This window comes from Frigoribacterium sp. Leaf8 (genome assembly GCF_001421165.1).
Taxonomy (GTDB): Bacteria; Actinomycetota; Actinomycetes; order Actinomycetales; family Microbacteriaceae; genus Frigoribacterium.
Map to the genome: position 1 here is coordinate 184,601 of NZ_LMKB01000001.1, position 22,524 is coordinate 207,124.

Consider the following 22,524-nt stretch of genomic DNA (forward strand, 5'->3'; position numbering starts at 1 on the left):
GGGGTCAGCCCTTCACGGCGCCGGCGGACATGCCGGTCACCAGGTTGCGTTGGATGATCATGAAGAAGACGACGACCGGCAGGGAGAACAGCACCGAGGCCGCCATCTGTCCGCCGAAGTCGGTGCCGCTGGTCGGCGTGCTGAACGAGGCCAGCCAGACCGGCAGCGTGTACATCGACTGGTCCTTCATGAACGTGTAGGCCACGAGGTAGTCGTTCCACGCGGCGATGAAGGCGAAGATGCTCGTCGCGATCATGCCGGGCAGCACGAGCGGGAACATGATCCGCGTCAGCACCTGCCAGGTGCTCGCGCCGTCGAGTTGCGCGGCCTCCTCGACCTCGACCGGGATCGCCAGGAAGAACCCGCGCATCACCCAGATCGAGAACGGCAGCGTCGACGCGACGTACGCCAGGATGAGCCCGCCGTAGGTGCCGAGCAGCCCGAGGCTGTTGAAGATCAGGAACTGCGGGATCAACAGGGCCGTCGCCGGCAGCATCTGCACGATCAGGATGAACACCATGATCGTGCGCCGCCCCCGGAACCGGAACCGCGACAGGGCGGCCGAGGCGAACAGTCCGAGCACGATCGAGAAGACGACGGCCCCGACCACGACGATCACGCTGTTGCGCAGGTTCGTGAAGAAGTCGGACTGCGTCACCGCGACGACGAAGTTGTCGAGGGTCGGGTTCTGCGGCCAGAACAGCGGGGTGGCCGTCATCACCTCGGGGCGCGGCTTGAACGCCGTGTTGACCATCCAGTAGACGGGGAACAGCCACACGAGGCTGAAGACGATCGCGATCGCGTTGCTGACCCAGCGGGGCTTCCGGCGGCGACGGGTCGGGCGGGCGGGCGACGGGCGGCCGGTGCCGTGGCCCGAGCGCGCCTCCTTGCTTCTCTCGTCGCGCGCGACGGTCTCGGTCGTCGTGGTGCCGACGCCGGCGGGTGCGGTCGTGGTCACAGGTCTTCTCCGGATCGGACGAGGTTGCGGACGTAGAACGCGGTCAACACGACGAGCAGCAGGGTGGTGACCACCGAGATGGCGGCGCCCTGCCCGATGTCGAAGCCGACGAACGCGGTGACGTAGGTGAAGACGCCGAGGGTCGAGGTGGCGTCGTCGGGGCCGCCGGCCGAGACGAGCCAGATCTGGTTGAAGACGTTGAAGTCCCAGATGATCGACAGGATCGTGATCAGCAGCAGCGTCGGCTTGAGGAAGACCAGGGTGACGGTCCGGTACACGCGCCACTCGCTCGCCCCGTCGAGCCGCGCGGCCTCTTTGTACTCGAGCGGGATCTGCGTCTCGGCGGCGTACATGGTCAGCGCGATGAAGGGCACCGCCTGCCACACGATCAGCAGCCAGATGCTCGTGTAGGCGAGGGCCGCGTCGTTCGACCAGTCGACGTTGGTCATGTCGCCCACCAGGCCGGTCCGGGTCAACAGCCAGTTCACGACGCCGTAGCCGGGCTGGAACAGCCACTTCCAGACGATCGACGACGCCACGTTGGGCATGGCCCAGGCGAGGATCAGCACGACGGTCACCGTGTAGCGCATCGGCGTGCCGAGCCGGGTGAGCAGGTGCGAGACGCCCGTGCCGATCACGACGCTGCCACCGACCATCGCGGCCGTGAAGACCAGCGTGCGGACGAGCGACCACCAGAAGTCGGTGTCGGCCAGCAGGGTCGCGTACTGCTGCACGCCGACCGAGTCGTACGCGCCGGTGAAGAGCGAGCGTTGGTCGTAGTCGGTGAACGACGTGAAGACCAGGAACACGATGGGCGCGACGGTCACGGCGAGCAGCACGATGCCCGCGGGCGACAGCAGCCAGAGCGGGGCGAGCTGGCGCTTCCCGCCGGGGCGCACCGGGGCCTTCCGTTCGGCCTTCGGGCGCCGGCCGCCCTTCCGGTCGGGTGCCGCGCCGGGCGGGGTCTCGGTGAGACCGGGGGCGATCGAGAGGGCCACGGTTCCTCTTTCGGTTCGAGTCCAGGAGGTGCGGGTCGAGGGGGCGGGAGCGTCGCGCGATCAGGTGGTCGCGTGACGCCCCCGGGGTGCTGCCGAGGGCTCGGTGCTAGTCGTTCAGCGCCTCGTCGGTGGCCTCGTCGAAGGACTTCGCGGCCGCCTCGGGCGACTTCGAGCCCGAGACCACCGAGGAGAAGAGCTGGTTGATGCTCTTGTCGCCCTCGAGGGCCGCCCAGTTCGCGCTGGCGGGGGTGGCCTTCGAGTTGAGCGCGGCGTCGAAGAAGCCCTTCTGGATCGGCGTCACCACGCTGCCGGCCGCCTCGATGCCCTCTTCGCTGTTCGGGATCCAGCCGTCGTTGCCCACGACCCACTCGCTCTGGATGTCCGGGCTCGTGGCGATCTTGGTCCACTGCAGGGCCAGGTCGGAGTTCTGGCTCTTGGCCGCGATTCCCCAGTCCGAGCCGCCGAGCATGACCGGCTGCGTCTCGCCCGACTTGCCCGGCATCGGGAACGTGCCGAAGTCGTCGTCGGTCAGGGCGGGGTTGGCCTTCTGGATCAGGTCGATCGAGCCGTTGGTGTGCAGGATCGTCGCCGTCTTGCCGTCCGCGAAGACCTGCGTCTGGTCGGGCGCGTCGGTGTCGAGGGTCTGCGAGGCGGGCGTCGAGTAGGCGTTCTGGAACTCGGTGAAGTCGGCCAGTCCCTGCTGCGCCTCGTCGCTCGCCAGGCCCGCCTTCCAGGTGCCGTCGCTCGACGTGGCGATCTCTCCGCCGGCGTCCCAGACGAACTGCATGCCCGCGTACCAGTACTGGCCGGGCAGGTAGAACGCCGAGAAGTCGGACGCCGTGTTCGCGGCCTTCACCTTGTCGAGGTCGGCGGTGAGCTCGTCGTAGGTGGTGGGCGCCTCGGTCACGCCGGCCTCGGCCCACATCGTCTTGTTGTAGATGACGGCGCGGGCACCGGCGAAGCCGGGCACGGCGTAGAGCGAGTCGTCGACGGTCGCGGGCTCCTCGAGGCCCGTCAACCAGGTCTGACCCTGCTCGAGGTCGTCGCGGTACGACGTCAGGTCGAGGAGTGCACCGTTGGCCGCGTAGCTGGCGACCTGCGTGTTGCCGAGGTCGAGCACGTCGGGTGGGGTGCTCGTGGCGAGTGCCGTGCTGATCTTGGTGGTGATGCCGTCCCACTGCTGGATCTGGACGTCGACGTCGGCGCCCGTCTGCTTCGTGAACTCCTCGTTGACGGCATCGATGGTCTCGGGCGTGTAGTCGCCCGTCATCACCCAGACCGTCAGGGTCTTGCCGTCACCCTTGGTGGTGGGCACGGCCTGGGGTTCGTCGGACGAGCTGCCGCCCGTGCCCGAGCTCGAGCAGGCGGACAGGGCGAGTGCCGCGGCCAGGCCCAGGGCCCCGACCGCCGTGTAGCGTTGGATTCGCAATTTCATCTCCTCGTTCTCGAAGCGGGGATGCCGCATCGCTGTGGTCCCGGCCCGCGCTCGCACAAGCGTCGGGTCGGGAATGCGGCACGGGCCGAGGCCCTCGCCGCCTCCGGGGGTGGACCCCCGAGGTCTGTGGTGGGGCGGTCGCCCCGGGCGGGCCGGGCACCGGGCGGGCCGACGCCGGGCGGGCCGACGCCGGGCGGGCCGACGCCGGGCGTGCCGACGCCGGGCTCACGTCAACCCCAGTTCGGCCTGCAGCACGAACGACGCGGCGCCTCGCAGGGCGAGGTCGGTGCCGCTGCCCGCGATCCGCATCGTCAGGCCGTTGCTGACGGCGGACAGCGTGCGCTGCCGGACGGTCTCGCGGGCTGCGCGCAGCATCGCGCCCTCGACCAGGTCGGCCGGGCCCGACAGCACGACCTCGTCGATGTTGAGCGCGCTGACGATGGGGGCGAGCACCAGGCCGAGCGCGCGACCGGCCTCGTGGAGGACGGCGCCGCGCGATCCCTCGTCGTGCTGTCGGAGGCGCGCCCTCAGCTGCGGGGCGGCGATGGCCTCCTCGAGGCAGCCGCGTCGACCGCACGCGCACACGTCGCCGTTCTCGTCGACCGTGACGTGCCCGATCTCGCCGGCCGAGAACTGGTCGCCCTCGACAAGCGCACCGGCGACGATCAGCCCGACCCCGACACCGTGGTCGATCGTGACGACGATGAGGCTCTGTCCCGCCGGGGACCGTCCGCCGCCGCTCTGCCCGGCCGCAGCCGGTCCGGTCGCGCCCGGTCCGGTCGCGCCCGGTCCGGTCGCGCCCCGCCCGGTCTCATCGTTCCCGACCTCTTCGCCGAAGGTGCGGATGCCCATCGCCGCGGCGTTGGAGTCGTTGCCCACGTGGACGGGCAGACCGGTGCGGGCCGACAGTCGGGACCGCAGCGGGAGGTCGTACCAACCGAGGTGGACGGCCGTGCGCACGACGCCGTCGTGGTCGACGATGCCGGGGGTCGCGACGCCGACCCCGAGCAGCCGACGGGTCGTCCGCGAGGCGAGGTCGTCGACGAGCCGCTCGACCAGGCTCACGGCGGCCTCGCCGACGGCCCCGTCGAGCTCGACCCCGGCGCGCTCGACGACCCCGCCCCGCAGGTCGACGACGGCCCCGACGAAACGCTCGGCACTCGACAGGTCGACCGTGACGATGTGGAAGGCGTCCGACTCGATGCCGACGAGCGTCGCCGGCTTGCCGACCCGCGCGTCGTCGCGGACGCCGAGCTCGCGGGCGATGCCGTCGTCGATGAGTTCGGCGACGAGGGCGGAGACGGTGGGGCGCGTCAGACCCGAGCGACGCGCGAGGTCGGCTCGACTCATGGAGCCGTCGCGGTACAGGGACTGTAGGAGGAGGGACCGGTTGTGGGCGCGGACCGGCGGCTGTTGCTGCCGGGTGATCGTCGTGCTGGTCACGGGCGCGTCCTCTCGTCTCGGCATCGTCGCCGACCTCGGACCCGGTGAGAGGGCCCGTCGGCAGCGGTGCCGGGTGGCGTCGCCGTGGTGGCGTGCCGTTAGTAAATGGGCCTTACAAACACGTGTCAAGGTGCGTGGCGGCGAGTTTACGCACACGAAACACCGGCGGTCAACACCCGAAACACGGCGACCCACGGGCCGCGGCCCCTTGCCGCGAGCAGGTTCGTAAGCTTTACTAACAAACATGTCCACGCTCGCCACCGTGTCCGTCGCCGCGCCTCACGTCGCCGTCGGCGGTGCGCCGGCGGGACCGTCCGCAGCCGGGTCGACGGAGTGGCCGTGAGGGTCGGCCTCGACATCGGCGGCACCAAGATCGACGCGGTCGTCGTCGACGGGTCCGGAGCCCCCGTCCATCGCCTCCGCCTGCCCACGGGGTTCGGCCCCGACGCCGTGCTGACGAACGCGGCCACGGCGGTCGCCTCGTTGGCGGACCGTTCCGGCGTCGCCGTCGAGGCCTTCGAGTCGGTCGGCGTCGGCATCCCCGGCCTCGTCGACGGCACGACGGGTCGCGTGCGGCACGCCGTGAACATCGGCTTCGACGACGTCGCCGTGGGGCCGACGCTGAGCGCCCGCCTCGGGGTCCCGGTCCGGGTCGAGAACGACGTCAACGCGGCCGCGCTCGGCGCGTACCTCGCCATGTCGCTGTCGGGATCTGTCGGCTACCTCAACCTCGGCACCGGCCTCGCTGCCGGCCTCGTCGTCGACGGCGAACTCTGGCGCGGCTCGCGGGGCGTCTCGGGCGAGATCGGTCACGTCCCCGTCGACCCCGGGGGCGAGCTCTGCCCCTGCGGGCAGCGCGGTTGCCTCGAGACCGTCGCGGCCGGCGCCGCGGTGTCCCGTCACTGGCCGACCGAGGGGGCGTACCCGGCCGTGGCGCTGTTCGCGGCGGCCGACGCCGGCGACCCCGAGGCCGTCCGCGTGCGTGTCGACCTCGCGGCGGGGGTGGCGGCCGCGGTGCGCCTCCTCGTCCTGACGACCGACGTGGACTCCGTCGTGATCGGCGGCGGGCTCAGCAACCTGGGTCGCCCCCTGCTCGACGACGTCGCCGGGGTGCTCGACCGGTGGGCGGCGGGGTCGCCGTTCCTCGCCTCGCTCGAGCTGTCGTCGCGCATCGAGCTGCTGCCGCCGGGGTTCCCCGTGGCAGCCGTCGGTGCCGCGACGATCGGCGCCCGCGGGCCCGCGACGGCCGTCGCCGCCGCCCTCTGACCGCCACCACGGCCCTGCCCCCACGTCGCCACGCCGCCACGAGATGGTCACAGCACCAGGAGAAAACCTGGAACTGTGACCATCTCGCGGTGCGGTGTCCGCCGGTGCGGCGCTACGCCCGGGCCACCCGCAGCGTCACGATCTCGAACGGGCGCAGCGTCAACTCGACCGCGGAGCCCGACGCCCACCGACCGGCCCCGGCCGTGCCCGACGCCAGCTCGCGCTCGATGAGGTCGGTGCGCCACGCCTCGCCGAACCCGCTGTCGGCGTCGACCGTGACGGTGGTGGCCGCCCGAGCACCGCGAGCCTCGTAGAGCCGCACGATCAGGTCGCCTGACCGGTCCTCGGCCAGCTTGACCGCCTCGATCAGCACGGCCGGCGACGACGACGACACCAGCGGAGCGACCCCGGCGCCCGACGACCCCTCGACCCGTCGGACGGGCAGGTTCATGCGGTAGCCCGCGGTCGCGGCGTCGAGCACGTCGGGCGCGACCCGCACGGACGAGCGCAGCACGTGCCGCCCCTGGTCGGCGTGCGGGTCGGGGAACGTCGGTGCCCGCAGCAGCGACTGGCGCACGAGCGTCGTCGTGCCGCCGTCGCCGCCCTCGGCCGTGTCGCGGGTGCTCCGCGTGATGTCGTGGCCGTAGGTGGCGTCGTTCGCCACGGCCACGCCGAAGCCGGGCTCGGCGACGTGCACCCAGCGGTGTGCGACGGTCTCGAACCGGGCGAAGTCCCACGACGTGTTCTGGTGGGTCGGGCGCTGCACGTGACCGAACTGCACCTCGGAGGCCGCCCGGTCGGCGTGCACGTCGAGCGGGAACGCCAGCTTGAGCAGCTTCTGCCGTTCGTGCCAGTCGACCTCGGTCTGCACGTGCAGTTCGCCCTCGCCGTCGTCGAGCCACCAGCGCTGCACGATGGTCGAGTCGCCGATGCGGCGGGTGACGACGAGCGCGCCGCCGTCGACGACGACCGACTCGGCCTCGACCAGGTCGGTGCGGACGTTCTTGTAGGCCTGGTCGACGTCCCAGGCGTCCCACTGGTTGGGGGTGTCGCGGAAGAGCTGCAGCAGCCCGAGCCGGGCCCCCGGGGCGACGAGGTCGCGTCCCGACGTGGCGTCGATGAGCGAGGCGACCAGGCCGTCACCGTCGAACACCGCACGCACGGACCCGTTGTCGAGCACCCAGCCGCCGTCGGAGGCCACCGGTGCCACCGACCCGACCCCCGCCTCCTGGGCCCGTCCCGCGGCCGACCCGGCCGCGGCGTCGACCCCGGCCGACGGGACCGGCCCGGCGTTGAACGTGGTCGTCGCCGACCCCGTCCCCGCCAGTGCCCGCTGGGCCGAGCCGATGATCGCCTCGAGCTGCTGGGCGACCCGCGCGTAGTGCCGCTCGGCCTCGTGGTGCACCCAGGCGATCGACGACCCGGGCAGGATGTCGTGGAACTGCTGGAGCAGCACGACGTGCCAGATCTCTTCGAGCTCGTCGTAGGGGTAGTCGAGCAGGCCGCGGGCGGTCGCCGTGGCGCTCCACAGCTCGGCCTCGCGCAGCAGGTGTTCGCTGCGACGGTTGCCCTGCTTGGTGCGGGCCTGCGACGTGTACGTGCCGCGGTGGAACTCGAGGTACATCTCGCCCGACCACACGGCCGGGTCGGCCAGCTCGGCCCGTGCCTGCGCGAAGAAGGAGGCGGGGGTGCCGACGGTCACGCGGGGCGAGCCCTCGAGGTCGCCGGCCCGGCGCGCGGCCGCCATCATCTCGCGGGTCGGGCCGCCACCGCCGTCACCCCAGCCGAACGGGACGATCGAGACGTTCGAGAACCCCTTCTCGGCGTAGCCGCTCTCGGCGTGGGCGAGCTCGGCCGGCGAGAGGTCGGAGTTGTACGTGTCGACGGGCGGGAAGTGCGTGAACACGCGACTGCCGTCGATGCCCTCCCACAGGAAGGTGTGGTGCGGCATGCGGTTCGTCTCGTTCCAGGACTCCTTCTGCGTGAAGAACGAGCTGGCCCCGGCCGCACGGGCGATCTGCGGCATCGCGCCCGTGTAGCCGAACGAGTCGGGCAGCCAGACCTCGTCGGCGTCGACGCCGAACTCGCGCAGGAAGAACCCCTTGCCCGCGACGAACTGACGGGCCAGTGCCTCGCCGCCGGGCATGTTGGTGTCGGACTCGACCCACATGCCGCCGACCGGCACGAACCGGCCCTCGGCGACCTTCTGCGCGACCCGTGCGAAAAGCTCGGGGTAGCGCTCCTTCAACCAGGCGTACTGCTGGGCGCTCGAGGCGGCGAACACGAAGTCGGGGTCGTCGTCCATCAGGGCGACGACGTTCGAGAAGGTGCGGGCGACCTTGCGCTGGGTCTCGCGGACGGGCCAGAGCCAGGCCGAGTCGATGTGCGCGTGGCCGGTCGCGACGACCCGGTGCGCGCTCGCGTTCGCCGGTGCCGCGAGCACGTCGGCGAGCGCGGCACGCCCGGCTGCCGCGGTCCCCGCGACGTCCCCGTGGTCGACGGCGTCGCACATCCGGTCGAGCGCCCGCAGGATCTCGTGCCGTCGCGGCGACGTGAGCTCGAGGGTGCGCATCAGCCCGACGAGGGTCCAGACGTCGCGGTCGAGTTCGGCGACCACCTCGTCGCGCTCGGCGAGCACGATGCTGCGCAGGGCGTAGATCGGGGCGTCGCCCGCGGTCTCGGGGTCGCCGAGCGGTGTCTCGCCGTGGAAGTCGTCGCCACCGATGTCGGGGTTCGACGCGGCCTCGACGTAGACGTCGATCGTGCTGCCCGGGGTGACGCCCGCGCCGATCGCCGTCAGCGGCACGTAGCCGTTGTACGGCTCGATGGCCTTGACGATCGTGCCGTCGGGTCGCCAGACGAGGCCCTCGGCCTGGAACCCGGGTTGCCTGATGCTGAAGCCCAGGTCGACGACGAGTTCGAGGGCGGTCGCCGGGTCGGTGCCGAGATCGTCGGGCACCGTCCCCGTGACGTGGAACCACGTGGTGCCCCACGGCCTGCTCCACGGCGAGCCGACGGCGAACGGCTCGAACGCCTGCGAGACGGCCTCGGCGAAGGGGACCGGCTCACCCGGCGCCTCCCAGGCCGTGATCGTCAGCGGGACGGCCCGGCGGTAGACCGCCGGGGTGATGCGGTCGCGGACGAAGCGGTCGATGCGGGCCTCGACGAGGACGGTGTTGTCGTGCATGGGATCAGTCTCCTGACGGGCGCGCCGGGGCGCACGGTGGGGCGGGTCGTTCTGTGGACCGGGAGGGCGGCGGGGGCACTGGTGGGGAGGCGCCTCACCCCTTCACGGCGCCGGCCAGCGCGTTCGAGCCGCCGAGGGTCCGCGAGACGAGGACGTACAACGCGATGACGGGTACCGAGTAGACGATCGAGAACGCCGCCAGCTGGCCGTACGCCACCGAGCCGTACTGCCCGAAGAAGTTGAAGATGCTCACGGCCGCCGGCTGCTTGTCGGGGCTGAGCAGCAGGACGAACGGCACGAAGAAGTTCCCCCAGGCCTGGATGAACACGAAGATGAACACCACGGCGATGCCCGGCCGCATGAGCGGCACCACGATGCGCGTCAGGGTCGAGAACATCGAGGCCCCGTCGGTCCACGCGGCCTCCTCGAGCGAGATCGGCACCGAGTCCATGAAGTTCTTCGCCATCCAGATCGCCATCGGCAGGCTGGTCGCGGCCAGGAAGAACACCGTGCCGCCGATCGAGTCGATCAGGTTGAGCGAGACGAACAGGCTGTAGACGGGCACCATCATCGCGGTGATGGGCAGACCGGTGCCGAAGAGGATGCCGTAGAGGAACGGCTTGTTGATGCGCATCCGGTACCGCGAGAGCGGGTACGCCGCGAGGATCGCCACGACGACGGTCACCAGGGCGCAGCCGCCCGACACGATGAGGCTGTTGGCGAGCGGGACGAACGAGATCTCGGGCGTCAGCACGGCGGTGAAGTTGTCGAGCGTGAACTGTGACGGCACCTTCGCCGACAGCGTGGCCGACGGGTCGAACGATGCCAGCAGCAGCCAGGCGAGCGGGACGGCGAAGCAGATCGCGATGACGATCAGCACGGCGTTCGAGACGGCCTTCATGCTGCGGCCGCTGGGTGAGGTCATGGCCATGGTCAGTCGACCTCCGGTTTGAGGGCCCTGATGTAGATGATCGAGAAGACCGCGCCGACGAGCAGCATGATCGTGGCGATGGCGGTCCCGAAGCCGAGCTGCGAGAACTGGAACGCCTCCTGGTAGGCCAGGATCGGCAGGGTCGTGCTGTTGACGCCGGGCCCGCCGCCGGTCATCACGTAGATCAGGGTGAACACCGAGAGCGTCTGCAACGTGGTCAGCATGAGGTTGGTCGAGATGCTCCGTCGGATGACCGGCAGCGTGATGAAGACCAGGCGTTGCCAACCGGTGGCGCCGTCGACCTCCGCCGACTCGGTGATCTCGGGGGGCACCTCCTGCACCGCCGCCGAGTAGACGAGCATCGAGAACGCGGCACCGCGCCAGATGTTGGCGAGGATCACCGAGAGCATCGGCATCGCGTAGAGCCAGTTGGCGCCCGTGATGCCGAACCAGGACAGGACCGTGTTGAGGGTGCCCGCGTCGTTGAAGAACGCGTACGCCGCGAAGGCGGCGACGATCTCGGGCAGCACCCACGCGGCGATGACGAACGTGCCGACGATCGAGCGCACGACCTTGTGGCCGTTCCGCATCAGCAGCGCGAGCCCCAGGCCGACGACGTTCTGGCCCACCACGGCCGAGAAGAAGACGAAGGCGAGCGTCAGCAGCACCGACTTCGGGAAGTCCGGGTCGGCGAACAGCTCGGTGTAGTTGCGGAACCCGATGAACTCCGAGCCGCCGGCGGCGTAGCCGGTCAGCGACGCGTCGGTGAACGAGCCGTAGAAGCTCGAGATGACGGGCCCCAACAGGAACAGGGCCAGCAGGACGAAGGCCGGGACGAGCGGCAGGGTGCGGGCGCCGGTGCGCAGGGCGCGCGCCTTCGACGCCCCCGCCCGGCGACCCGGCTTCTCGCCGTGGGGCCCGGGGCCGGGCCCGGAGGCCCCCGGTCGGCCGCTCTCACGGCCGACCGGGGTGGGGGCGATGGTCGCCATGTGGCTAGTCCCCCGCCTTCTGCGTCTGGTCCTCACCGACGATGCCGACCAGCTGGTCGTCGAAGGCGGCGGCCGCCTCTTCGGGGCTCTGCTGGCCCGTCATGACGGCCTCCATCGCGACGGTGATCTCGTTCGAGATGCGGCTGTAGTCGGTGGTCGCCGGACGGAAGTGCGTCACCGGCACGATCGACGAGAAGAACTCGAAGGTCGGGTTGCTGCCGACGTACTCGGGGTCCTCGGCGACGTCGCTGCGGACCGCGATCTGGCTGGCGGCGATGTCGTAGCTCTGCGAACCGTCCTTGTCGAGGGCGTCGGCGATGAACTCGAACGCCTTGTCGGGGTTCTTCGTCTTCGAGCCGACGGCCAGCGTCCAGCCGCCCGACATGCTCGTCGCACCCGGCTTCGCACCGTCCTGGGTGGGCATGGGCGCCTGGCCCATCACGTCGTTCCACTCGGGCCACGGGTTGGTGCCGGTCTCCAGCCAGGTGCCGCTCATCCACGAGCCGTCGAGGGCGATCGCGAGCTTGCCCTGCGGGAGCCATTCCCCACCGACGATGGTGGCGATGTTGGTGTCCAGCGCCTCCTCGGGTTTCGGTCCGATGCCGCCCTGGTAGACGTCCTCGATGAAGCCGAGCGAGTCGACGAAGCCCTGCGAGTCGGTGAGCCACTTGCCGGTCTCGTCGTCGTACAGGGTGCCGGTCGGCGTGCCGTACAGCAGCATCTCGAAGCCCTGCATGGTCGCGCCCTCGCCCTGCGGCTTGCCCGAGTACACGTTGAGCGGGACCACGTCGGGCACCTTCGCCTTGACCGTCTCGGCCGCGTCGAGCACGTCCTGCCAGGTCTTCGGCTCCCACGGCACGGGCAGGCCGGCCTGCGCGAAGAGGTCCTTGTTGTACCAGAGCGCCCGGGTGTCGGTGCCCATCGGGATGCCGTAGGTCTTGCCGTCCTCGCCGACGCCGGCCTCCTTGGCGTTGTCGTAGAACGCGTCCCAGTCCTCCCACGCGTCGGTGTACTCGTCGAGCGGCAGCAGGTAGCCGGCGGCTGCGTCGCTCTTGACCTTGAAGGTGTCCTCGTACATGACGTCGGGCGCGGTGGCCGCCGACCGGTTCATCAGCGCGAGTTTGGTGAAGTAGTCGTCGTTCTGCGCCGCGATGGGCACGAACTCGACCTTCATGCCGGGGTTGGCCGCCTCGAAGGTCTTCGCGGTCTCCTTCATGTGGGCGTCCATCTGCGTGAACGTGCCGAACTTCTGGTAGGCGACCTTGATGGTGTCGGAGTCGCCGCTGCCGGCGCCCCCCGAGCAACCCGAGGCCAGCAGGGCCGTGGCGACCGCTGCGGCGGCGACGGCCAGTGCGCGCTTGCGCCCCCGGACCGAGGTGAACGTGCGTGACATGGTGCTCCTTTGCTCCAGTCGCGTCGGCGCCGGGCTGCTCTGCCCGACCGCGATGCGATTACTACATCGTATGGAGTAACTCGTGTCAAGACGCCGGACCGCATCGGTCCGGTAACGGCGCCCGAGCCGAGGAGGCGCGGGTCGGGCCCCCGCGGGGCGCGGGTCGCGACCGCAGGAGGCGCGGGTCGGGACCCGAGGAGGCGCGGGTCGGCCCCGTCAGGCGCGGATCAGCAGGGCGGAGGGTCGCGGCGAGAACGTCTGGTCGAGCACGAGGCAGGCGGCTCCGACGGCCGCGACGTCGATGCCGATCGACGACTCGACGAGCCGGATCGGGTGTTTCGGGATCAGCGCCGGGTCGTCGCGGAGCGCGGCCGGCAGCACCGCGAGGACGTGCCGCGACAGCGGCGCCCAGAACGGGCCGCCGAAGACGACCTCGTCGAGGTCGAGCAGGTTGACGATGGTCACGAGGGCACGCGCGAGGTGTCGGCCCGCGCCGTGCAGCACCCCGAGGGCGCCCGCGTCTCCCAGGTCGGCCTTGCCGACCAGGGCGCCGAACGCCTCGTCGATGCGGCGCATGTCGACGTCGTCCCCGCTGCGAGCCGCCTCGGCGAGCGCCTCGTCCGAGACGTCCCCCTCGAGCAGCACTCTCGTGGCCGCGGCCTCCCGCACGAGGGCGTGCGGCGTGATGAGCTCCCCGACGCAGCCGATGCGCCCGCAGGTGCAGCGGTGGCCGTGGTCGTCGACCATCACGTGCCCCGAGTCCCCCGCGTTCGCGCTGGCCCCGCGCAGCACGTCGCCGCCGAGCACGAGCCCGGTGCCGTAACCGGTGCCGTAGTAGACGAAGGCGAAGTCGCTGCGCTCACCCGCGCCTCCGTCGCTGAGCCAGAGCTCGGCGACCGCGCAGGCCGTGACGTCCTTCTCGAGCAGCACCGGCAGACCGGTCGCCTCGCTGAGCGCCCGACGCAACGGCACGTGCCGCCAGAGGGGCATCATCGGGGGGTCGAGCACGAGGCCGGGCCCGATGTCGACCGGGCCGGGCGAGGCGATGCCGACCCCCAGCAGCAGGTCGCGGTCGACGCCGCTCGTGACGACCAGTCCGTCGATGGCCCGTGCCATGAGGGCCACCACCTCGTCGGGTTCGCTGGCGGAGGGCGTCAACTCTCGGGCGTGGGCGACGACCGTGCCGACGAGGTCGAGCAGGACGAACGTCAGCACGGCGGGGTCGATGTGCACGCCCACGGCGAAGCGCCCGCGGGACTCGAGCTGCAGCATGGTGCGGGGCTTGCCGGGACCACTGATGACGGTGCCGCTCTCGCGGATGAGCCCCGCCTCGATCAATCGGCGCGAGACGTTCGTCACGGCCTGGGGACTGAGTCCGGTGCGCCCGGCGATCTCGGTCCGGCTGAGGCCCGCGCTCTCCCGCCGGATGGCGTCGAGCACGACCGACCGGTTGTAGCCGCCGATCGCCGGCAGGTTCGTCCCGCGGTTCATTCTCGTCATCATCCACGACGTCGGGGGGTCGCGCGCGCACCACCGCCGGTCATCCGCCCGACGGTGGTGCCCGTCGGGACGCCCCGTTACCCTGAACGCATGTCTGGACTGCGCCTCGAAGAACTGTCCGCCGCCACCGTCGTCGCGGCCAACAACCTCACCCTCAAGCCGGGGCAAGAGCAGTTCGTCGCCCCCGTCTCGCACTCGATCGCCGAGGCGTACGTCAACCCGACCACCGCCTGGCCCCGCGTCGTGGTCGACGACGACGACACGGTGGTCGGCTTCATCATGGGCAACTTCGACGCCGAGGCCGACGACGAGGCGCTGCGCAGCTGCATCTGGCGCATCAACGTCGAGGCCGACGCCCAGGGCCGGGGCATCGGCCGGTTCGCCGTGCACGCCCTCGCCGACGAGGCCCGCAGCCGCGGCTTCGACCGGGTCACCGTCATCTACGAGCCGGGTGACGACGGGCCCGAGGACTTCTTCCACCACATCGGCTTCGAGGTCATCGGCGAGACGCCCTACGGCGAGCACGTCGCGGGCCTGACCCTGGCGTCGTCACAGGTCTGAGCCGGCACCGCGTGAGGCCGACGACGTGACCCCGGGCGCCTCCACCCGCGGCGGCGAGCCCGCGCCGCACCCCGGCCCCGACCCCGGGCCCGGCCTGGCCCCCGGCCCCGGCCCCGACCCCGACGACTTCGTCTCGCAGGTCCTCGCCGTCGTCGAGTCGATCCCGCCGGGCCGCGTGATGACCTACGGGTCGGTCGCCGCCGCCCTCGGGTCGCGGGCCTCCCGTGCCGTCGGCCAGGTGATGGCCTACGCCGGGGCCGACCTGCCCTGGTGGCGGGTGATCCGCGCCTCGGGCCACGCCCCGCGCGACCACGAGCAGCGCGCCCTCGAGCAGTACCGGGTCGAGGGCACGCCTCTGCTGTGGAGCCGGTCGGGCACCTTCCGCGTCGATCTGGAGCGCGCCTCCCACCGCCCCTGACCGGGCCGAGACTCAGGGCCGGGCCGACGGCTCGTGGCCGGAACGGGCGAGTTCGACGACGACGGTCGTCCACGGCCGCCCGCCTCCCCCGGCGCCGCCCGCCGTCGCCCGGGTCGCCTCAGCGCGTCCGGTCGTAGGGGGTCGTCGTCGACACGGCGACCAGACCCGACCGCTCGAGGATCGGACGCGAGTCGTCGGTCGAGTCGCTGTGCACGAGGGTCTTGCCCTGCGCGAGGGCGGAACGCGCGCGCGCCGCGGTCAACGCCCGGTAGATGCCCCGGTGGCGGTACGCCTCGAGCGTGGCGCCGCCCCAGATGCCGACGAAGTCCGTGCCGGGGACGGGTTCGAGCCGGCCTCCGCTGACCATCCGGCCGTCGACCTCGGCGACCCAGAGCTCCATGCCGTCGCCACGGCCCAACCGGGACAGCAGCGCGTCGGCCATCCGCGCGTCGACCGCCTCGCCGAACGCCTCGTCGACCATCGCACTCATCGCCCGCACGTCCGCCTCGGTGGTGACCCGACGCACCGTCACGCCCTCGGGCACCTCGCCGAGGCCCGCTATTGCGGCGAGCGGCCCGATCATGATCGACTCGGGCTCGCCGGGTTCGAAACCCGAGGCCATGAGTGCGTCGTGCAGCCCGGGGGCACGGTCGTGCCCCCGGGTCTTCCACTCGACCCGGGTGATCTCGTCGTCGGCGTCGAAGTGCTCGACGGCGGCCGCCACCAGCGCGCGCACCGCGTCGGCGTCCGCGTCGCCGAGGTCGCGGTAGGTGACGAACCCGCGACCACCGGCGAAGGTGACGAGCCGCAACGGACCGTGGCGGGTGACCGCGATCGCACTCGGCGTCTCGGCGTCGGTGCGGAGTTGCTCGTCGTAGGCCTGCAGGTAGCTCGTCGCGTCGGTCATCGAGGCCACGCTAGCCGAGCCCGGACGGCGGGCGGGGCCCGCCGTCCGGGCCCCGCCTCACACGAGCGAGTCGCGCCACGCGGCGTGGAGCTGCGCGAAGCGGCCGGTGCCTGCGATCAGGTCGTCGGGGGTGCCGTCCTCGACGATCTTGCCGTGCTCCATCACGAGCACCCGGTCGGCGATCGCGACCGTCGACAGGCGGTGCGCGATGATGACCGCGGTGCGGTCGGCGAGCAGCGTCTGCAGGGCCTCTTGCACCATGCGCTCGGACGGGATGTCGAGCGACGCGGTCGCCTCGTCGAGGATCAGCACGCTCGGGTTCGCGATGAACGCCCGGGCGAACGACAGCAACTGGCGTTGCCCGGCCGACACCCGGCCGCCGCGCTTGTTCACGTCGGTGTCGTACCCGTCGGGCAGGGCCTCGATGAACTCGTGCGCCCCGACCGCCTTCGCCGCCCGCACGATCTCGTCGCGCGTCGCGTCGGGCTTGCCGAGCGAGATGTTGTCGGCCACCGAACCCGAGAAGAGGTACGCCTCCTGCGTCACCATGACGATGGCGCGGCGGAGGTCCTTCGGGTGCAGGTCGCGCAGGTCGACGCCGTCGAGCGTCACGGCACCGCGCGTCGGGTCGTAGAAGCGCGAGATCAGCTTCGCCAACGTCGACTTGCCGGCCCCCGTCGATCCGACGAGGGCGATGGTCTGCCCCGCCGGCACGTGGAGGTCGAAGCCGGGCAGCACGACCGTGTCGGCGTTGTAGGCGAACTCGACGTCGTCGAAGTGCACCTGCCCCTTGGCGTCCCACAGGTCGACCGGGCGCGTCGGGTCGGGCACGCTCGGCTGCTCCTCGAGCACGCCCGAGATCTTCTCGAGCGCGGCGGACGCCGACTGGTAGCCGTTGTAGAACATGGCCATCTCTTCGGCCGGGTCGAAGAACCGCTTCGCGTACAGCGCCACCGCCAGCAGGGCACCGATCTCGAGCGAGCCGTCGATCACCCGGAAGCCGCCGAACAGCACGACCGCCGCGAGGGTCGCGTTGCCGATGAGCACCAGGCCCGGGTCGAAGGTGCCGAACAACGTGAACACCTTCGAGTTGGCCTGCCGGTAGTCCTCGACGTGACCGGCGTACTCCTTCTCGTTGCGCGCCTCCTTGCGGAAGGCCTGCACGGCACGCATGCCCGTCATCGTCTCGACGAAGTGCACGATGACGCGGGCGCTCGTGACGCGCGTCGCCCGGAACAGCTTCTGCGAGCGCACCTGGAACCACCGGGTCAACGCCACGAGCGGCACGAGGGCGACGGCGAGGACGAGGCCGCTCTGCGGGTCGAGCGCGACCAGGGCGACGGCGGTGAAGACCATGTACAGCAGGCCCGACACCAGCTGGTTGATGCCCGAGTCGAGCAGCTCGCGGATCGAGTCCAGGTCGCTCGTCTGGCGCGAGATGATGCGGCCCGACGTGTACGTCTCGTGGAACTCGAGGCTGAGCCGCTGCGTGTGCAGGAACAGCCGCTTGCGCAGGTCGAACAGGATCGCCTGGCTGATCCGCGCCGACAGCACCGTGTACTGCGCCATCAGCACCGCACCGATCACGCCGGTCACCAGGTAGGCGACCACGACGAGGATCGCCGGTGCCCAGTCCTGGTCGTCCATCAGGGCCGGCAGGGCGGTGTCGATGCCGATCGCGATCAGGGCCGGCCCCGCGACCTGCGAGGCCGTGCTGATCACGACGACGACGCCCATCAACGCGAGTCGCCAGCGCAGCGGGTGCACGAGCGAGCCGAGGAGGCGCAGCGACCGACGGCGGAGCCTCTTGCTCTCGTCCTTGGTGAAGTTCTCGCGCTCCTCGCCGCGGACGCCCTGCGTCGTCGAGCCCTGCTCGGCGCGCTTCTCGGCCGGCGTGCGGCCGTCCAACGCCTCGCGCTCGACGGGGCCGTCGGCGACCGCCGGGCGATCGGGACGGTCGTCCTCGAGTGTCGTGTCGGTCATGCGAGCACCTCCTCTCGGGTGGTGGTGGAGTCGTCGTCGAGCGACGAGATGACGTAGCGGTAGTGCTCGTTGCTCGCGATGAGGTCGGAGTGCCGGCCCACCGCGGTGACCGTGCCGTTCTGGAGCAGCGCGACCCGGTCGGCCAGGGTGACCGTCGACGGCCGGTGCGCGACGATCAGCGAGGTCGTGGACGCGAGCACGCGTCGCAGACCGGCCTCGACCCGCGCCTCGGTGTCGACGTCGAGGGCCGACAACGGGTCGTCGAGCACCAGCACGGCCGGGCGCGCAGCGATGGCCCGTGCCAGCGCGAGGCGCTGACGCTGGCCGCCGGACAGGCTGAGGCCCTCTTCACCCACGCGGGTGTCGACGCCCTCGGGGAGCCGCTCGACGAAGTCGGCCTGCGCGATCTCGAGTGCCTCGCGCATCACCCGGTCGGCCTCGTCGGCGTCGTCGGCGAGGTCGGGGCGACCGAGCAGGACGTTGTCACGGACGGACGCACTGAACAGCGTCGCGTCCTCGAACGCCATGCCGATGTGACGGCGGAGCTCTTCACGGCTGAGGTCGCGGACGTCGACACCGTCGATCAGGACCTGCCCGCCGGTGACGTCGTAGAGCCGGGACACGAGCGACAGGAGCGTCGTCTTGCCCGAACCGGTGAGACCGACGAGGGCCATCGTCTCGCCGGGCTCGACGACGAGGTCGACCCCGTTGACGAGGTCGGAGAACTGGGCCGGCGAGTCCTGGTACCGGAAGTGCGTGCCCTTGAACTCGAGTCGACCGTGGGGTTCGGCGATCGTCGCCGGGTCCTCGGGGTCGGTCACCGTGTTCTCGCTGTCCATCACCTCGAAGTAGCGGTCGACGGCCGTGCGGGTGTCGAAGGTCATCGACAGGAGGAAGCCGATCGACTCGACCGGCCAGCGCAGCACGGTCGCCGTCGCGAAGAAGGCGAACAGCTGGCCGACGGTCAGCTGGCCGTCGGCGGCCAACCAGACGCCGCCGAGCAGACAGAGCGCGAAGGCCACGTCGGGGACGAGCAGCAGCCAGAGCCACAGCTTCGAGATGGCCTTCGCCTTCTCGATCTCGGTCCCGCGGAGGTCCTCGGCCTGCTTGGCGAACTCGCGCAGCGAGTGCTTGCCGCGACCGAAGGCCTTGAGCACGCGGATGCCGTGGACGCTCTCCTCGACGCTGGTCGCCAGGTCGCCGACCTGGTCCTGGCTGCGGCGGGCGACGACCGAGTAGCGCTTCTCGAACGCGAAGCTGACGAAGAAGACGGGCAGCGACGCCACGAGGAAGACGAGGCCGAGCACCCAGCTGTACGAGAACAGGACGACGAAGCCGACGACGATCGTGAGCACGTTGACGACGAGCAGCACGACACCGAAGGCGAGCCAGCGGCGGATGAGGCTCAGGTCGCTGACCGACCGACTGAGCAGCTGACCGCTCTGCCAACGGTCGTGGAACGCCACCGGAAGGTCTTGCAGCTTGGCGTAGAGGGCGTTGCGCATGGTCGCCTCGACGTGCGTGCTCGGTGTGAGCACCAGGCGACGGCGGGCACCGATCAGGATCGCCTCGGCCACTCCGAGGCCCAGCACGACGGCGAACGCGGGCCAGACCTGCGATCGGTCACCGCTCGACAGGGGGCCGTCGACGAGCAGTTGCAGGACGAGGGGGATCAGCAGGGCGACGACGGCGGCGAGCAGGGCCGCGACCATGCCCAACACGATGCGGGGCAGGGCCGGCTTGACGTAGGGGTGGAGCCGCACGAGCGACTGCACCGTCGAGGGGCGCTTCGCCGGGTCGGGCGGGCGTGCGGACGAGGACTTCTGAGACATGGGTGATCCAAGTGTCGTGATCTGGCACGGGCGACCGAACGGAGCGGTGACCCGTGGTGGAGAAGGTGGTGCGGCGACCGTCCGGGGAGGACGCGCGGTCCCGCGGTCGCGCCCGGAGACGTCGGCGGGCGGTGTGTCGGAGGGGTGCCGGTGGGCGGCGGACCGTCTCGTCTAGACGATCGGCGCCGGGCTCGGAGAGGCCGAGGAGGCGCGACCCACGCGAGCACCATCGGTGGCCGTGCCCACCGTGGTCAGTGTCGTCGTCGTCATCATGTCCTCCTGAGTGTCGTCATCCGTCCGTGCGGTCGTGTCCGACCGGCTGCGAGCAGCCTTACAGGATATGCGTGCCGTCGACTCCGCCGCAAGACGGAACGGTTCGGAATCATGGACGACGCGACGCACGCCTCCGGGGCCCCGGCCGACGGCGACCTAGTGGAAGAAGTGGCGCTCGCCCGTGAAGTACATGGTCACGCCGGCAGCCTTCGCCGCGGCCACGACCTCGTCGTCGCGGATCGACCCGCCGGGCTGGACGACCGCGGCCACGCCGGCGTCGAGCAGCACCTGCAGGCCGTCGGCGAAGGGGAAGAACGCGTCGGACGCCGCGACCGACCCGGCGGCACGCGCACCGGCGCGGTCGACCGCGAGGTGGCACGAGTCGACGCGGTTGACCTGGCCCATGCCCACCCCGACGGACGCGCCGCCCGAGGCGAGCAGGATCGCGTTCGACTTGACGGCGCGCGAGGCCTTCCAGGCGAACTCGAGGTCGGCTCTCGTCGAGGCGTCGGCCTCGTCGCCGGCCACCAGCGTCCAGCCGTCGGACGTGAACGCGTCGAACCGGTCGGCGTCCTGGACGAGCAGGCCACCCGAGATCTGCTTGACCTCGCCCGCGTCGCGGGTGAAGTCGGCGGGCAGGGTCAGCAGGCGGATGTTCTTCTTCGCGCTGAGGATCTCGACGGCCTCGGGGTCGAACGCCGGGGCGATGACGACCTCGGTGAAGATGTCCGCGACGGTCTCGGCCATGGCGCGGGTCACCGGGCGGTTGGCCGCGATGACGCCGCCGAACGCGGAGACGGGATCGCAGGCGTGCGCCCGCTGGTGCGCGTCGGCGATGGCGTCGACGGCGTCGGGCGAGGCCACGGCGATGCCGCACGGGTTGGCGTGCTTGATGATCGCGACGGCGGGCTCGTCGAAGTCGTAGGCGGCGCGCAGGGCCGCGTCCGCGTCGACGTAGTTGTTGTACGACATCTCCTTGCCGTGCAGCTGCGTCGCCTGCGCGATGCCGTGCGCGCCGGGCGTCGCGTAGATCGCGGCGGCCTGGTGGGAGTTCTCGCCGTAGCGGAGGGTGTCCTGCAGCTCGGCCGAGACGGTGACCGTGGGCTCGAAGCCGGCCCACGCCTCCTGCTCGTCGACGACGGACGAGGAGGCGCGGGTCGCCGCGGCGGACGCGTCGGCCTCGGCGCGCACACCCACGTGTGCGGCGAAGTACGCCGCGACTGCCGTGTCGTACGCGGCCGTGTGGGCGAAGGCCTCGCCGGCCAGGCGCTGACGCTGGGCGAGGGTCGTGCCCCCCAGCGTGAGCGCCTTCTCGATCTGCGGGTAGTTCGTCGGCGAGACGACGATCGCGACGTTGGCGTGGTTCTTCGCGGCGGCCCGGACCATCGCGGGCCCCCCGATGTCGACGTTCTCGATGACGGTCGGCACGTCGGCACCCGAGGCGACGGTCTCGACGAACGGGTAGAGGTTGACGACGACGAGCTCGAACGCGGCGATGTCGAGTTCGGCCAGCTGCACCTCGTGCGACTCGAGCCGCAGGTCGGCGAGGATGCCGGCGTGCACCGCGGGGTGCAGCGTCTTGACGCGGCCGTCCAGCGACTCGGGGAACCCGGTGACGCTGCTGACCTCGGTGACGGCGTGGCCGGCGTCCCGGATGGCCTGGGCGGTCGAGCCGGTCGACACGATCTCGACGCCGGAGGCCGAGAGGGCGGCGGCCAGGTCGAGCAGGCCGGTCTTGTCGCTGACGCTGATCAGGGCACGACGCACGGTCACGGCGTCACGGTCGCGGTAGAGGCTGGGGTCGATGGCGTGGCCGCTCATGCGGTGGGCTCCTGTTCGAGGGTGGTCGTTCCGTTGGCGATGTCGAGCACGGTCTGGACGAGCAGTTCGCGCTCGACGACCTTGATGCGGTCGTGCAGCGACGACTCGTCGTCGCCGGGCAGGACGGGGATGCGACGCTGGGCGAGGATCGGGCCGCTGTCGACGCCCTCGTCGACGACGATGACGCTCGCGCCCGTCTGCTCGACGCCCGCCGCGAGCGCGTCGCGCACGCCGTGCGCGCCGGGGAACTCGGGCAGGTAGGCGGGGTGCGTGTTGATGAGGTTCGGTGCGAGGGCGGCGACGACCCGCGGCGGCACGAGCCGCATGAAACCGCTGAGCACGACGAGGTCGGGCTGCCACTGCTCGATCTGGGCCAACAGCTCGTCACCCCAGGCGGCACGGTCGGCGAAGTTCGAGAAGGCGACCGAGAAGGTCGGCACCCCGAAGTGCTCGGCGTGCTCGAAGCCGTCGGCCTCGCGGTCGGCGCCGACGGCGACCACCCGGGCGGGGTACTCGGCGTCGCTCGCGGCCTCGAGCAGAGCCCGGAGGTTCGAGCCGCCACCGGAGATGAGCACCACGAGCTTCAGCACCAGGCAAGCCTAGCGGCCCGGGCACGCGCACCGGGGGGG

Annotated in this window: 17 protein-coding genes; 3 read left to right on the top strand and 14 right to left on the bottom strand. The window is 71.3% G+C overall.

Features of this window, described 5'->3' with window-relative positions:
* Positions 1-4 precede the first annotated feature (4 nt).
* The 4 genes from ASL10_RS00895 to ASL10_RS00910 form a co-directional block, all read right to left on the bottom strand.
* On the bottom strand, positions 5-958 hold the full coding sequence (locus ASL10_RS00895) for a carbohydrate ABC transporter permease (protein ID WP_199736328.1): 954 nt from the start codon (positions 956-958) through the stop codon (positions 5-7).
* Positions 955-1,956 carry a carbohydrate ABC transporter permease gene (locus ASL10_RS00900; protein ID WP_200922549.1) on the bottom strand — a complete coding sequence of 334 codons (1,002 nt, stop codon included), beginning with the start codon at positions 1,954-1,956 and terminating at the stop codon, positions 955-957. The genes ASL10_RS00895 and ASL10_RS00900 overlap by 4 nt, the downstream gene beginning before the upstream one ends.
* Before the next feature lie 106 nt (positions 1,957-2,062).
* Entirely contained in the window at positions 2,063-3,385 is a 1,323-nt protein-coding gene (locus tag ASL10_RS00905) for an extracellular solute-binding protein (RefSeq protein ID WP_200922550.1), read from the bottom strand.
* Positions 3,386-3,616: 231 nt separating this feature from the next.
* Complete coding sequence (locus ASL10_RS00910) at positions 3,617-4,834, bottom strand: ROK family transcriptional regulator (protein WP_056043376.1); 1,218 nt, start codon at positions 4,832-4,834, stop codon at positions 3,617-3,619.
* A 339-nt stretch (positions 4,835-5,173) separates the two neighbouring features.
* Between ASL10_RS00910 and ASL10_RS00915 the strand changes: the two genes are divergently transcribed.
* On the top strand, positions 5,174-6,100 hold the full coding sequence (locus tag ASL10_RS00915) for an ROK family protein (protein ID WP_056044502.1): 927 nt from the start codon (positions 5,174-5,176) through the stop codon (positions 6,098-6,100).
* Between the two features lie 112 nt (positions 6,101-6,212).
* Here ASL10_RS00915 and ASL10_RS00920 read toward each other — a convergent pair whose 3' ends face one another.
* The 5 genes from ASL10_RS00920 to ASL10_RS00940 form a co-directional block, all read right to left on the bottom strand.
* Complete coding sequence (locus ASL10_RS00920) at positions 6,213-9,287, bottom strand: glycoside hydrolase family 38 C-terminal domain-containing protein (protein ID WP_056043379.1); 3,075 nt, start codon at positions 9,285-9,287, stop codon at positions 6,213-6,215.
* A gap of 94 nt (positions 9,288-9,381) precedes the next feature.
* Positions 9,382-10,218: a carbohydrate ABC transporter permease gene (locus tag ASL10_RS00925; protein WP_043594260.1), complete on the bottom strand. Its 837-nt coding sequence runs from the start codon at positions 10,216-10,218 to the stop codon at positions 9,382-9,384.
* Positions 10,219-10,220: 2 nt separating this feature from the next.
* Positions 10,221-11,207 (bottom strand): carbohydrate ABC transporter permease, encoded by a 987-nt coding sequence (locus ASL10_RS00930; protein WP_056043381.1) that lies wholly within the window; start codon positions 11,205-11,207, stop codon positions 10,221-10,223.
* Positions 11,208-11,211: 4 nt separating this feature from the next.
* Positions 11,212-12,600, bottom strand: a complete 1,389-nt coding sequence (locus ASL10_RS00935) for an extracellular solute-binding protein (protein WP_056043385.1) — start codon at positions 12,598-12,600, stop codon at positions 11,212-11,214.
* 216 nt (positions 12,601-12,816) lie between these two features.
* Positions 12,817-14,091: an ROK family transcriptional regulator gene (locus ASL10_RS00940; RefSeq protein ID WP_056043388.1), complete on the bottom strand. Its 1,275-nt coding sequence runs from the start codon at positions 14,089-14,091 to the stop codon at positions 12,817-12,819.
* A 99-nt stretch (positions 14,092-14,190) separates the two neighbouring features.
* Between ASL10_RS00940 and ASL10_RS00945 the strand changes: the two genes are divergently transcribed.
* The gene (locus ASL10_RS00945) at positions 14,191-14,661 is read left to right on the top strand and encodes an N-acetyltransferase (RefSeq protein ID WP_043594266.1); all 471 of its coding nucleotides are present in this window, start codon (positions 14,191-14,193) and stop codon (positions 14,659-14,661) included.
* 25 nt (positions 14,662-14,686) lie between these two features.
* Positions 14,687-15,079, top strand: coding sequence for an MGMT family protein (locus ASL10_RS00950; protein ID WP_235452261.1), 393 nt, complete (start codon positions 14,687-14,689; stop codon positions 15,077-15,079).
* A gap of 118 nt (positions 15,080-15,197) precedes the next feature.
* On the opposite strand, the gene ASL10_RS00955 is transcribed toward ASL10_RS00950, so the two are convergent.
* The 5 genes from ASL10_RS00955 to purN form a co-directional block, all read right to left on the bottom strand.
* Positions 15,198-15,986 carry a GNAT family N-acetyltransferase gene (locus ASL10_RS00955; RefSeq protein WP_056044507.1) on the bottom strand — a complete coding sequence of 263 codons (789 nt, stop codon included), beginning with the start codon at positions 15,984-15,986 and terminating at the stop codon, positions 15,198-15,200.
* A gap of 57 nt (positions 15,987-16,043) precedes the next feature.
* Positions 16,044-17,969, bottom strand: a complete 1,926-nt coding sequence (locus ASL10_RS00960) for an ABC transporter ATP-binding protein (RefSeq protein ID WP_082460047.1) — start codon at positions 17,967-17,969, stop codon at positions 16,044-16,046.
* Positions 17,966-19,801, bottom strand: a complete 1,836-nt coding sequence (locus ASL10_RS00965; protein ID WP_056043391.1) for an ABC transporter ATP-binding protein — start codon at positions 19,799-19,801, stop codon at positions 17,966-17,968. The genes ASL10_RS00960 and ASL10_RS00965 overlap by 4 nt, the downstream gene beginning before the upstream one ends.
* Before the next feature lie 429 nt (positions 19,802-20,230).
* Positions 20,231-21,895, bottom strand: coding sequence for a bifunctional phosphoribosylaminoimidazolecarboxamide formyltransferase/IMP cyclohydrolase (gene purH / locus ASL10_RS00970; protein ID WP_056043394.1), 1,665 nt, complete (start codon positions 21,893-21,895; stop codon positions 20,231-20,233).
* Positions 21,892-22,485 (bottom strand): phosphoribosylglycinamide formyltransferase, encoded by a 594-nt coding sequence (purN, locus tag ASL10_RS00975; protein WP_054147430.1) that lies wholly within the window; start codon positions 22,483-22,485, stop codon positions 21,892-21,894. Before purN ends, purH begins: the two co-directional genes overlap by 4 nt.
* Positions 22,486-22,524: the final 39 nt, after the last annotated feature.

Bases quoted from the DNA above. Each gene is read 5' to 3' on its own strand.
- ASL10_RS00940 (WP_056043388.1), bottom strand. From the start codon at position 14,091: ATGAACCGCGGGACGAACCTGCCGGCGATCGGCGGCTACAACCGGTCG.
- ASL10_RS00935 (WP_056043385.1), bottom strand. From the start codon at position 12,600: ATGTCACGCACGTTCACCTCGGTCCGGGGGCGCAAGCGCGCACTGGCC.
- ASL10_RS00930 (WP_056043381.1), bottom strand. From the start codon at position 11,207: ATGGCGACCATCGCCCCCACCCCGGTCGGCCGTGAGAGCGGCCGACCG.
- purH (WP_056043394.1), bottom strand. From the start codon at position 21,895: ATGAGCGGCCACGCCATCGACCCCAGCCTCTACCGCGACCGTGACGCC.
- ASL10_RS00965 (WP_056043391.1), bottom strand. From the start codon at position 19,801: ATGTCTCAGAAGTCCTCGTCCGCACGCCCGCCCGACCCGGCGAAGCGC.
- ASL10_RS00960 (WP_082460047.1), bottom strand. From the start codon at position 17,969: ATGACCGACACGACACTCGAGGACGACCGTCCCGATCGCCCGGCGGTC.
- ASL10_RS00945 (WP_043594266.1), top strand. From the start codon at position 14,191: ATGTCTGGACTGCGCCTCGAAGAACTGTCCGCCGCCACCGTCGTCGCG.
- ASL10_RS00920 (WP_056043379.1), bottom strand. From the start codon at position 9,287: ATGCACGACAACACCGTCCTCGTCGAGGCCCGCATCGACCGCTTCGTC.
- ASL10_RS00955 (WP_056044507.1), bottom strand. From the start codon at position 15,986: ATGACCGACGCGACGAGCTACCTGCAGGCCTACGACGAGCAACTCCGC.
- ASL10_RS00925 (WP_043594260.1), bottom strand. From the start codon at position 10,218: ATGGCCATGACCTCACCCAGCGGCCGCAGCATGAAGGCCGTCTCGAAC.